This is a genomic window from Arthrobacter sp. L77, from assembly GCF_000816565.1.
Taxonomy (GTDB): domain Bacteria; phylum Actinomycetota; class Actinomycetes; order Actinomycetales; family Micrococcaceae; genus Arthrobacter_D; species Arthrobacter_D antioxidans.
On sequence record NZ_JWSU01000006.1, the window covers coordinates 786675 to 799069 of the forward strand.

General features: G+C 69.5%; 10 protein-coding genes and 1 tRNA gene. 8 read left to right on the plus strand and 3 right to left on the minus strand.

Translation table 11 applies throughout. The features are described 5' to 3' along the window. Positions 1-71 precede the first annotated feature (71 nt). The gene (yiaA, locus tag RY94_RS13775; protein ID WP_082046357.1) at positions 72-599 is read right to left on the minus strand and encodes an inner membrane protein YiaA; all 528 of its coding nucleotides are present in this window, start codon (positions 597-599) and stop codon (positions 72-74) included. A 287-nt stretch (positions 600-886) separates the two neighbouring features. Continuing rightward, entirely contained in the window at positions 887-1390 is a 504-nt protein-coding gene (locus tag RY94_RS13780; protein WP_052274359.1) for a MarR family winged helix-turn-helix transcriptional regulator, read from the minus strand. Between the two features lie 168 nt (positions 1391-1558). Here RY94_RS13780 and bcp point away from each other — a divergent pair, with 168 nt between their 5' ends. From bcp to RY94_RS13820, 8 genes are all read left to right on the plus strand, one after another. Continuing rightward, positions 1559-2032, plus strand: a complete 474-nt coding sequence (bcp, locus tag RY94_RS13785) for a thioredoxin-dependent thiol peroxidase (protein ID WP_043445992.1) — start codon at positions 1559-1561, stop codon at positions 2030-2032. Positions 2033-2116: 84 nt separating this feature from the next. Beyond that, positions 2117-2201 (plus strand) — tRNA-Leu (locus RY94_RS13790). Between the two features lie 271 nt (positions 2202-2472). Then, positions 2473-3171, plus strand: coding sequence for a fasciclin domain-containing protein (locus RY94_RS13795; protein WP_043445994.1), 699 nt, complete (start codon positions 2473-2475; stop codon positions 3169-3171). A 206-nt stretch (positions 3172-3377) separates the two neighbouring features. Beyond that, entirely contained in the window at positions 3378-5108 is a 1731-nt protein-coding gene (locus RY94_RS13800; protein ID WP_231554531.1) for an ABC transporter substrate-binding protein, read from the plus strand. A 121-nt stretch (positions 5109-5229) separates the two neighbouring features. Then, the gene (locus tag RY94_RS13805) at positions 5230-6714 is read left to right on the plus strand and encodes a malate:quinone oxidoreductase (protein ID WP_043446757.1); all 1485 of its coding nucleotides are present in this window, start codon (positions 5230-5232) and stop codon (positions 6712-6714) included. Positions 6715-6766: 52 nt separating this feature from the next. Beyond that, complete coding sequence (locus tag RY94_RS13810) at positions 6767-9949, plus strand: efflux RND transporter permease subunit (protein ID WP_043445997.1); 3183 nt, start codon at positions 6767-6769, stop codon at positions 9947-9949. 86 nt (positions 9950-10035) lie between these two features. After that, positions 10036-10569, plus strand: coding sequence for a MarR family winged helix-turn-helix transcriptional regulator (locus RY94_RS13815; RefSeq protein WP_082046359.1), 534 nt, complete (start codon positions 10036-10038; stop codon positions 10567-10569). A 50-nt stretch (positions 10570-10619) separates the two neighbouring features. Further along, a complete protein-coding gene (locus RY94_RS13820; protein ID WP_043446000.1) occupies positions 10620-11543 on the plus strand; it encodes an oxidoreductase in 924 nt (307 codons plus the stop codon). 33 nt (positions 11544-11576) lie between these two features. Here the strand turns inward: RY94_RS13820 and RY94_RS13825 are convergent, their stop codons facing one another. Further along, a complete protein-coding gene (locus tag RY94_RS13825; RefSeq protein WP_052274360.1) occupies positions 11577-12362 on the minus strand; it encodes a hypothetical protein in 786 nt (261 codons plus the stop codon). Positions 12363-12395: the final 33 nt, after the last annotated feature.

Genomic DNA, 12395 nt, shown 5'->3' on the forward strand with positions numbered 1-12395 from the left:
GTCGATCGACGGATCCCGGAACTACGGGGTGCAGGACAGGTCCGCGTGCGCTGAACCATTCCTTCGACGTGTCATCCTGGTCGACCATGGCTCGGAGTGGAGTCAGGGCGATGAGCGGACCCGGGCATCACGGCAGGGACATCCTGGCCGGAGAAGAGCTTCCGCTTCGGGTTCTCGGCCTTCTCGACCTCGGCGAACACTGCCGTGTCCCGCACGTTCTTCTGGACGGTGATAGCCCCGAAGAGGGACATCAGCATGGCCAGACCGTAGAAACCCTTCTCGGACAGCAGCATGTCCGCATTCCACAGACCGATCACCAGGAGCGAGAGCGACGCGATGACGGAGAACCATGCCACGCCGTAATAGATATTCGTGACCGGGATGTCTTCGGCCCGATCCCGAATCGTCTTCTGGATCGAGATCACCGCGAACAATCCGAAGAGGAGGATCGTGAAGTAGTACCCCTTCTCGTTGAGTTCCATGCTCGTCGCGTTCCAGAGACCGATGAGATAGGACGACACTCCGACGAGCAACGCGACCCAGCTGGCGCCGATGAACGCCCCCGTGGGCTTCTGCGGGACAAGTCTTGATTCAGCCATGTGGTTTCCCCCCTGATTGGATCGAGCAGATCACCCATGTCTGTCGGGCGTGTTCTCGATCGTCCGAATCGATGAATACCGTCTTCGATCCGTTCGACCACAGTAGGCGAACGACGGCGACCGCGATCGCCCCGACACAGTGATTCACAAGGCCGGCATCCGGAGCGACCCGTCGCCGCGACGCCCCCCGTGGTTGCCTGCGAAGCGAAGCCGTTCTTCATCCACGCAGAAAGCCCCCTGCCTTCCGGGCAAGGGGCTTCCGTCGGAGCCGTGGGGACCGGGGCGGGTCAGCTGGGCACGGTGGCGGCCGGCCCGGCGGCGTCGGAACCGTCGGCGCCGCCGCGCGATGCCGCGCCCGCAGGCGTCGAGCTCCAGCGTGGCGCTCCGAGTTCCCGGATGACGGTCTGCAGGTGGTTCCGCAGCTCCTCGGAGACCAGCCCCCCGCCGGGGACCAGGGTGCGCTCGATGTCCTCGGAGGCCTCGAGGACCTTGCGCCCCGCGGGCGAGATCGACACCATGTGGGAGCGTCGGTCCAGGTCGTTCCGTACGCGCGTCACATGGCCCCGGGACTCGAGCCGGGAGAGCGTCTTGCCCATGGTCTGGGCCTGCACGCGCACGATCTGGGCGAGGCTGGCCTGCGTCATCGCGCCCTGGTCCTCAAGGACGCCGAGGGCGATCACGCCGGCGTGGGTCACCCCGATGTCGACCAGACGCTCATTCCATGCGTGCTCGACCAGACGCGCCGCTGTCGTCAGCAGTCGACCGGTGGGCCATTGCTCCAGATCGGGCATAGAACCGTGCACTTCCTCTCGCTTGCGAGACCGGCGGCCGCCGTCGGCGTCGGACCTTCCACCTATGATAGCTAGGCCGGCTGCCCGATCTCTCCATGCCGGGCGGCGGGTCCCTGCCCTCCGGCACGTCCCGGGGCGCCGCCATCCCATCGATCCTCAGGAGGATGTATGTCGCAACGACTGGTCACGGGCGCCCACGCCCCCGATTTCACGCTCAGGAACGCCACCGGCGAGGAGGTGACGCTGTCCTCCTTCAGGGGCAGCAGCGTCATCGTGTATTTCTACCCCGCCGCCGCCACCCCCGGCTGCACCACCGAGGCCTGCGACTTCCGCGACAGCCTCTCCTCCCTCGGTGCCGCCGGGTACACGGTGCTGGGGATCTCGCCGGACCCGGTGGGCAAGCTGGCCGCCTTCTCCGAGAAGGAATCGCTCACCTTCCCCCTGCTCTCGGACGAGGACCACGCCGTCGCGGAGGCCTACGGGGCCTGGGGGGAGAAGAAGAACTACGGGAAGACCTACGAGGGCCTGATCCGCTCCACCGTTGTGGTCGACGCAGAGGGCAGGGTGGCGGTGGCCCAGTACAACGTGCGCGCCACCGGTCATGTCGCGAAGCTGCGTCGCGACCTCGGGATCGACCGGTAGGGAGCCCTCGGCAACCAGGGCCACCGGCCCATTGGCATTACAGTGAAGGACGAAGGAATGCCCTCCGCGTGAGCGGCATCCCGAGCGCGAGTGGCGGAATTGGCAGACGCGCTGGATTTAGGTTCCAGTGTCTTCGGACGTAGGGGTTCAAGTCCCCTCTTGCGCACCATCAGTACCATCAGCACCAGTCGCCGGGCCCGTCCCGGGCTGGTCCGTCGAGCCCCGCCGGGCCGCCGCCCGGTGGGGCTTTCTCGTGCCCGACGACGCCGCCGCTCCTATCGCCGCAGGTCACGAGCCGGTCACGAAAGCGCCGCTTCCCGAATCCCCACCCATCCACCCCGGCCGCACGCCCGAAGTACCTCCGAGACATCGACACGATGTGTTTCACACGACAGTCACTGATCCAGGCAGATGCCGGGTCGTAACTATGGAGGAAATTCATGCAGATCACCAAGCGTAGGAACCTGTCCATCCTGGGTATCGCGGCAGTCTCGATGTTCGGTCTCGCTGCCTGCGGCGGCGACGAGGCCGCAACCGGGTCCGACTCGACCAGCATGGCGGAAGAGACCACCATGGCCAGCGAGTCCCCCTCGATGGAGGCCAGCATGAGCCCCTCCGCCGACGCCATGATGGACCCCGCGGCGAACCTCGTCGGCCCCGGCTGCGAGGGCTACGCCGCCGACGTTCCCGACGGCGCCGGATCGGTGGCCGGTATGGCCCTCGATCCCGTGGCGACCGCCGCAGGCAACAACCCCATCCTGACCCAGCTGACCGCTGCCGTCTCCGGTGGCATCAACCCCGAGGTCGACCTCGTCGACACGCTGAACGGCGACGAGTTCACCGTCTTCGCACCGGTCGACGACGCCTTCGCGGCACTGCCGGCCGAAACCGTCGAGGGCCTGAAGACCGACACCGAGGGTCTGTCCGGCATCCTGACCTACCACGTCGTGCCGGGCAAGATCCAGCCGTCCGAGCTCGAGGGCACCACGCAGACCACGGTCCAGGGCGGCGACGTCGAGATCACCGGATCGGGCGACGAGCTCCAGGTCAACGGCGCCAACGTCATCTGCGGCGGCGTCCAGACCGCCAACGCCGTCGTCTACCTGATCGACACCGTCCTCACGCCCCCCGCCGGCTGAGGACTCCCCGACCTCCCTGGTTCACTCCTCTAACGTGTTCCGGGGATCACGGACGGACCTCCTCACCGCTGGGTGAGGGGGTCCGTTCGTGTGTCCGGCCCATTGCGGTTTCTGGGCGGCGGGAACAGGCCCATCGCCTACACTGGGGCATTCCAGACACCGGGCCACGACGGACCGGCCCCCCTGCCCTTCGGAGATCGACGCCAGTGAACAACCGTGCCGCGCGCCGCACCAGCCACGGACGGGCGACCCACGGTGTGACCCGCGTCGCCACGATGGCAGTCGCCCTCGTCTCGGCGGTTTCCCTTGCCTCCTGTACGGTCGGCCAGGTCCCGCCGCCCCAGCCCGCGACGACGACGGCGCCTGCCGCCTCGGAGGCCGCCACCTTCACCTTCGGGACGGCGGCGCACCCCCGAACCCTCGACCCGGCGCTCGCGAACGACACCGAGTCCTACCGCGTGAGCCAGCAGATCCTGCAGGGACTCGTGGGCGTGGATCCGCTGACCTCCGAGCCGACGCCGCTCCTCGCGGAATCGTGGGACGAGAACGACGACGGGCGGTCCTACGAATTCACCCTGCGCGACGACGTCGTCTTCCACGACGGCGAGCCGTTCGACGCCGCCGCCGTGTGCGCCAATTTCGACCGCTGGTACACGCTGCCCCAGAGCGCGCGCGCCGGTACGAGCCGGCTGCCCTTCGAGAACGTGTTCAAGGGGTATTCCGACACACCCGAGGTGAGCCTCTACAAGGGCTGCACGGCGACCTCCGCGCACACGGTGGACCTCCAGCTCACCTCCCGGATCACGGGGCTGGTCCCGGCACTCGCCACGCCCGCCTTCGCCATGTCCTCCCCCGCCGCGCTCGAGGCCGGCGCCGCGGACGAACTGACCGCGACGCGGGACGGCGCGGGAATCTCCCGCTACGGGCAGGCGCCCGTGGGGACCGGCCCGTTCCGGCTCGTCTCCTGGGAGGAAGGGGACGTGGAGCTCGCGTTCTTCGACGGCTACTGGGGTGAGCGCGGGGAGGTGGACCGCGTGGTGTTCACCACCATCGCCAATCCCGATTCCCGGGCGCGCGCCCTGACCTCGGGCAGGATCGACGGCTACGACTTCGTGTCCGTGGACAGCGCCGTCGACCTGGCCCGCAACGGACTGCAGTTCCTGCAGCGCGACCCCTACTCCGTGCTCTACCTGAGCATGAACCAGGGCTTCCCCGGCGTCGACGACCCCCTGTTCCGCGAGGCCGTGGCCCACGCCATCGACAAGAGCGCCCTCATCGACGGCCGCTTCCTGAACGGGACCAAGCCGGCCCGCCAGTTCATCCCCGAGAAGCTCGGCGTGAGCAACGAGACGGTCACCGACTACAGCTACGACGTCGACCTCGCCAAGGACCTGCTCGAACGCTCCGGGTACGACGGGCGCGAGCTGCCCTTCTACTATCCGCGCAACGTCTCCAGGGCCTATCTCCCCTCCCCCGAGAAGGCCTACGCCGAACTGAGCCGCCAGCTGACCGAGGCCGGCTTCAACATCAAGCCGGTACCCGTCGAATGGAGCGACGGCTACGTCGCGACGGTCCAGCAGTCCGGGGACCGGGCCTTCCACCTGCTCGGCTGGAGCGGCAGTTACCAGGACCCCGACAACTTCGTGGGTGCGCTCTTCGGCATGTACTCGGAGGAGTTCGCCTACGAGGACCCGCAGCTGTTCAGCAAGATCAACCGCGCACGGGGACTGCCGACGGGCGAGGACCGCACGGCGGCCTACGCGGACATCAGCGCGCAGATCTCCGACAGGATCCCGGCCGTCCCGCTCGCCTTCCCGATCTCCGCGCTGGCGATGAGTCCGCGCGTGACCACCTACCCCGTGAGTCCCGTCATGAACGAGGTCTTCAACCGCATCGACCTGGCCGATGTCGAGCCCCGGCCGGCGCCGTCCGGCTGAGCCGCCGGACGCCGGCTCTCCCGGGGCGGTCCCCGTCCTCCGGACGATTTAAGTTCGGTCACCACCAGACGTTAGTCTTTGTCTGCTAGTGACCTCGCGACTGGAGACTCCGTTGACCACAATCCATCAGGGCACGCCCGCCAAGACCACCGACGTCGTCCTGATCGGTGGCGGGATCATGAGCGCCACCCTCGGCGCGTTCCTCCGGCAACTGCAGCCCGACTGGGACATCTCCCTCTTCGAACGGCTCGACGTCGCAGGCCTCGAGAGCTCCGACCCCTGGAACAACGCCGGCACCGGCCACTCGGCCCTCTGCGAGCTGAACTACTCGCCCGCCGGGAAGGACGGTTCCGTCGATCCGGCGAAGGCCGTCGCGATCAACGAGCAGTTCCAGGTCTCGCGGCAGTTCTGGTCGCACATGGTCTCCGAGGGGCTCATCGGTGACCCCCGCACCTTCATCAACCCGGTGCCGCACATGAGCTTCGTGTGGGGCCAGGCCAACGCCGAGTACCTGCGCCGGCGCTACGAGGCGCTGAGCCCGCAGCCGCTGTTCAGCACCATGGAGCACAGCGAGGACCACGACACCATCGCCGGGTGGACCCCCCTGGTGATGCAGGGCCGCAACCCCTCCCAGCCCGTCGCGGCCTCCCGCGTCGAGGGCGGCACCGACGTCGACTTCGGTGCCCTCACGCGCCAGCTCACCACCTACCTCGAGGGAACCGGCGTCGACCTGCACTACGGGTTCGACGTCCTCGACGTCGCACGCGCGACCGACGGCCGCTGGGACGTCAAGGTGAAGAACAAGGCCACCGGCGAGACCAGCACGGTCACCACGAAGTTCGTCTTCATCGGCGCCGGCGGCGGCGCCCTGCACCTGCTGCAGCGCAGCGGCATCCCCGAGGGCCGCGGGTTCGCGGGCTTCCCGGTCTCGGGCCAGTTCCTGCGCTGCACCGATCCCGACCTCGTGGGCCGGCACAACGCCAAGGTCTACGGCCAGGCATCGGTGGGTGCCCCGCCGATGTCCGTCCCGCACCTGGACACGCGCTTCGTCCAGGGTGAGCGCTCCCTGCTGTTCGGCCCCTACGCCGGGTTCTCCACCAAGTTCCTCAAGAGCGGTTCCTACCTGGACCTGCCCACGTCGATCCGCCCCTCGAACCTCGTACCGATGCTCGCGGTCGCCAAGGACAACATGTCCCTGACGAAGTACCTCATCACGGAGGTCCTCAAGAACCGGGACGCCAAGAACGACGCCCTCACCGACTTCCTGCCGATGGCCGAGGGCGGCAGCTGGGAACTGATCTCCGCGGGCCAGCGTGTACAGGTCATCAAGAAGGCTCCGGGCAAGGGCGGCGTGCTGCAGTTCGGCACGGAGGTCATCACGTCCTCGGACGGATCCGTCGGAGCGCTCCTCGGGGCCTCTCCGGGAGCGTCCACCGCGGCGCCGATCATGGTGGAACTGCTCAAGCGGTGCTTCCCTGCCAACATGGCCGGCTGGGAGCCGAAGCTGAAGGAGATGCTGCCCGGGTACGGCGTCAGGCTCAACGAGACCGCATCCCTGGCCGCCGAGGTGCAGTCGATGACCGACCGGGTCCTCCGGCTCACGTAACGTCCGACGGAGCCAGCCGGCCGGTCGACCCTCAGCATCAAAGGCAGGTTCCTTGTTCCGTCTGGCTCACTTCTCCCTCGGCAACAGGGCGCTGATCGCGCTCGTCACCATCCTCGCTTCCGTCTTCGGCGTCATCACCCTCGGGTCCCTCAAGCAGGAACTCATCCCGTCCCTCGAGTTCCCGCAGATCACGGTCATCTCCGCGCTGCCCGGAGCCTCCCCGGAGTACCTCGACCAGCAGGTCAGCGAACCCCTGGAGGCTGCCCTGAGCGGGGTGGAGGGCCTCGAGTCGTCGTCGTCCACGTCCCGCTCCGGCATCTCGACCGTCAGCCTCGTCTTCGTGTACGGCACGAACCTCGACCGGGCCCGGGCGCAGGTGGACCGGGCGATCTCCACGGTGCGCCCCACCCTCCCCGAGGACGTCGAGCCCCAGGCCCTCGCGGGCAGCATCAGCGACCTGCCGATCGTGTTCATGGCCGTCTCCTCCGACCAGTCGCTCAGCGAACTGAACGGTGACCTGGCCCGTCTGACCGTCCCCCGCCTGCAGAAGATCGACGGCGTCCGGACCGCCGACGTGTCCGGAGGATCCACGCAGCATGTCGCGATCCTGCCCCGGGAGGGAGCCCTCGCAGCCGCGGGCCTGACGGTCGGCGACATCAGCAGCACCCTCGAGGACAACGGCGCCCTGTTCCCGGTCGGGAGCCTCGAGGACCGCCCGCGGTCGCTGACCATCCAGGCAGGCAGCCGCATCGGCTCCCTCGAGGACATCGAGGCGCTGCCGGTGCTTCCCTCCTCGGACACACCCGCCCCGGGTCCGGTCAGCACCATCGGCGAGCTGGCCGACGTCAGCCTGGCCGACGACGAACCCACGTCCGTCGCGCGTACCAACGGGATCGAGACGCTCGCGCTGACGGTGACGAAGGTGCCCGACGGCGACACCGTGGAGATCTCCCAGCAGATCGTGGCCCTCGTCCCCGAACTCGAGACCGAACTGGGCAATGCGGCGGACATCACCGTGGTCTTCGACCAGGCCCCGTTCATCGAACGCAGCATCGACGACCTCACCACCGAGGGGCTGCTGGGCCTCGGCTTCGCCGTGCTGATCATCCTCGTCTTCCTGCTCTCGGTCCGCTCGACCCTCGTCACCGCGATCTCCATCCCGCTGTCACTGCTCATCACGTTCATCGGCCTGTACGTGGCGGGGTACTCCCTGAACCTGCTGACCCTCGGCGCCCTGACGATCGCCGTCGGACGCGTGGTGGACGACTCCATCGTCGTCATCGAGAACATCAAGCGGCACCTCGGGTACGGGGAGGAGGAGCGGGAGGCCATCCTCACCGCGGTCCGGGAGGTGGCCGGAGCCATCACCGCCTCGACCCTGACCACCGTGGCCGTCTTCGCCCCCATCGGCTTCGTCGGCGGCCTCGCGGGAGAGCTCTTCCGCCCGTTCGCGATCACCACCGGGATCGCCCTGCTGGCGTCCCTCGCCGTGTCCCTGACGATCGTCCCGGTGCTCGCCTACTGGTTCCTGAGGCGCACACCCCCGGCGCCCCACGAGGCCCGCCACGTCGCGGCCCCGGCGGCCTCCGCCGTCCCGTCCGGCTCCCTGGCCGCCGCGACCTCCCGGGCGGAGCGCACCTCCCGGACGGAGCCCACCGACCGGCCGTCGCTCCTCCAGCGCGGCTACCTGCCGATCCTCACCGGCACCCAGCGCCACCCCGTGATCACCCTCATCAGCGGTGTGATCGTCCTGGGCGCCACGGCCGCCATGGTCCCGTTCCTGCCGACCAACCTGCTCGGCTCCTCGGGCCAGAACAGCTTCTCGATCACGCAGAACCTCGCCCCGGGCACCAGCCTGGCGACGACGGCGGAGACGGCGGCACGGACGGAGGAGATCCTCATGGACAACCCGGAGATCCGCGACGTGCAGTTGACGGTCGGCAACGCCGACGGTGCCTTCGCGGCGCAGTTCTCCGGCGGAGCCTCGGTGGCGACGTTCACCGTCATCACCGATCAGGACGCGGACCAGGAGGCCCTGCAGGAGTCCGTGCGCCAGGACCTCGAGGGCCTCGAGGACGCGGGCACCATCTCCCTGTCCAGCCAGCAGGGCGGCTTCGGGACCTCGAGCACCATCGACATCGACATCACCGCGCCCGTCACGGCGGATCTCGAAGCCGCGGACAGCGCCGTGGTCAAGGGGCTGCAGGGGATCGACGGCGCGGGAGAGATCACGAGCAACCTCGCGGCGGCCCAGCCGCAGGTCCAGGTGGACGTCGACCGCACGGCCGCCGTGGAGGCGGGCCTGAGCGAGGGCCAGATCGCGGGCCTCCTCGGGGGCAGCATCAGCCCGGTGCCGGCCGGTTCGGTGCGTTTCGACGCCGACGACTTCCCCGTGCTGATCGGCGAGGGGACCACGATCACGAGCCTCGACCAGCTGAGGGACCTGCAGATCCCTACCGCGACGGGGCCGGTCCCCCTCACCGACGTCGCATCGGTCGAGGAGGTGCAGGTGCCCCTGTCCGTCACGAGTTCCAACGGTGAACGCACGGCCCGGGTCTCGATCACGCCGTCCGGCGACGATCTCGGGACGCTGACGGGGTCGGTGAACGAGCGCCTCGACGGCATCGACCTGCCGCCGGGAGCCACCGCGACCATCGGCGGTGCCTCCAGCCAGCAGGCGGAATCGTTCGACCAGCTGTTCCTCGCGCTGTGGGCCGCCGTCGCCATCGTGTACGTGATCATGGTGGCGACGTTCAAGAGCCTCGTCCAGCCCCTGATCCTGCTCGTCTCCATCCCGTTCGCGGCCACCGGCGCCATCGCCCTGCTGCTGATCACCGGGACCCCCCTCGGGCTGCCTTCCCTGATCGGCATGCTGATGCTCGTGGGCATCGTGGTCACGAACGCGATCGTGCTGATCGACCTCATCAACCAGTACCGACTCCCCCACGACGGACGGCCGGGGCTGCCGGTCGCGGACGCGATCCGCGAGGGCGCCCGCCAGCGCCTGCGCCCGATCCTGATGACCGCGCTGGCGACCATCTTCGCCCTCACCCCGTTGGCCCTCGGCCTGACGGGGAAGGGTGGCTTCATCTCGCAGCCCCTGGCCATCGTGGTGATCGGCGGCCTCGTCTCCTCCACCGCGCTGACCCTCGTCCTGGTCCCGGTCCTGTACCGGCTCGTCGAGGGCCGCCGGGAGCAGCGGGCGCTGCGCCGGGAGGCCGCTGCCACTGCCTGACCGGTGGGCCGTACGGAGGAGGACGGCGTACACTTGATGCATACGTATCTAGTTGCCGGTGCCCCGGCAGGAGGCCCCAAACCGCCATGGCTGACCGCTCGCCGACCGTCGTCGACCCCGCCCCCGAATCTGCCGTCGAGCCCGCCGACAGCCCGGCGGACGTCGGGGACCCGGAGCCGGCGGCGTCCGTCCGCCAGGCGTCGGAGACCTGGGAGTCGCTCTTCCGGGCGCAGGTGGGCATCATGCAGCGCATCCGACAGGACCCGGCGTTCAAGGACCTCCCCATCCGCGAGTACGACGTCCTGTTCAATCTGAGCCGGTGCCCCAGCGGCTGGACGCGGCTCAACGAGCTCAACCACCACCTCCTGATCAGCCAGCCCAGCCTCAGCCGCATGGTGGATCGGCTCGAGGCCCGGAACCTCGTGCGCAGGCGGCCGGCGGCGACCGACCACCGCGGCATCGAGCTCGCGCTGACCGAGGAGGGCAGAGCGCTCCAGCGGCGGATCGGCTCGGGCCACGTGCAGCGCATCCGGGAGGTCCTCGCGCCCGTCCTGGACCCCGGGGAGATGGACCAGCTGAAGGCCCTCACGGACAAGATCAACGCCCGGCTGGGTGCCTGACACCGAACCCCGCGGACCCGGGGCAGGATGAACGAGCGGTAAGGACCAGGATGGACAACGACTTCACAGCGGACGCGATCGGCGATCTCACGGGCAGGCGCGCGGTCATCACCGGGGCCAACAGCGGGCTGGGCCTCCAGACCGCCGTCGGGCTCGCGCGGAAGGGCGCGGAGGTGATCCTCGCCTGCCGCAGCGAGGAGCGCGGGCGCGACGCCCAGCAGCGGGTCCGTTCGATCACCGGCAGCGAGCGGGTCGAGCTGCGACTCCTCGATCTCGCCAGCCAGCAGTCCATCCGCGAGTTCGCGGACGGCCTCAGCGGTCCCGTGCACGTCCTGGTCAACAACGCCGGGGTCATGGCGACGCCGCGGTCGTCGACGGCCGACGGCTTCGAGCTGCAGTTCGGCACCAACCACCTGGGCCACTTCGCCCTGACGGGCCTGCTGCTGCCGAACCTGCGCGAGGCCGGGTCCTCCCGCGTGGTCACGCTCTCCAGCCTCGCCCACAAGCGAGGGCAGATCGACTTCGACGACCTGCAGTCCGAGCGCCGCTACCGCCGGTGGGCCGCCTACGGGCAGAGCAAGATCGCCAACCTCTACTTCATGGTCGAGCTCGACCGGCGCGCACGCGCCGCCGGGTGGGACCTCACCTCGGTGGCCGCACACCCGGGCCTGGCCAAGACGAACCTGACGGCCGGGATGCGGACGCCGGCGGTGCTCGACGTCTTCTCCGGTTTCATCGGGCTGATGAGCCAGTCCGACGCCGCCGGCGCGCTCCCCACCCTCTATGCGGCCACCGCCCCCGATGTCCGGGGCGGGGACTACTACGGGCCGTCAGGCGTCGGCGAGACACGCGGCGCCCCCCGCCTCGTCGCCCCCGTGCCCCGCGTGCTGGACCGCGACATCGCCGTGCGGCTCTGGAACCGCAGCGTCGAGCTCACGGGCGTGGACTTCGGGGCGCTGCAGCCCGTCGGCTGAGACCGTCGTCGAGCGAGGACGCCGGCGTGGAGGTCAGCCGGTGGCTGCGGGGACGATCCGGAGGGAGAGGAGCATCTCGCGGATGGTCGCGAAGTCCGGGGTGTCGTAGAAGGCCTGGGCCTCCCCGATCGTCCCGAAGGTGACCGTCTGCGGTCCGGTGTTCGCGGGCGCCTTGGGTGCCAGCACCTCGAGGTCCCCGAAGCTGACCCGCCCGAGGGCGTCGCCACCATCCACGGTGTTGGACAGCGTGCAGGCCAGGCCGTCCGCGCCGCCCACCTGGTCGGTGATGCCGTAGGCCGCGAAGAAGCGGAAGCCCGTGATGAGCCGGATCACGACGCGCGGCTCGACGTCGGCACTCGCCGGCGCCTCCCCCGTGAGGTCGAGCGGTTCGCTGCCGATCACGTGGTAGGGCGTCCGCTCCGCGTCCGGGCAGGGCGCCTCCGCCGTCCGGATACCGGTGTGCAGCTCGGCCGCCGTTACGCCCTCCGGCGTACGGACCGCGTAGTGCAGCGAATCGGGGGCGTAGACCCCGGGCTCCGGCTCGAGGAGCTGCACCACCCACTCCTCGGGCAGCTCGAAGCTGAGGAGACGGCCCGGATCGGTGAAGACCTTCCAGCCCTCACGCGCCTCGCGCAGGGGCACCACCGCGGCCTCCGCCGGCCCGGCGGTCGCGGTCGCCGCGTTCGTCGAGGGCGGCGGCGCACCGCCGTCACCCCCGGAACCCGTGCACGCGGTGACCAGCGTCAGGGCGAGTGCGGCAGCGGCGAGGGCCTGCGGCAGCCGCCGCCTGCCCGCGTTTCCGGACGGTCCGTGCTCCATGGCGTCCTCCCTGGCAGTGGCTCGGTGCCGCAA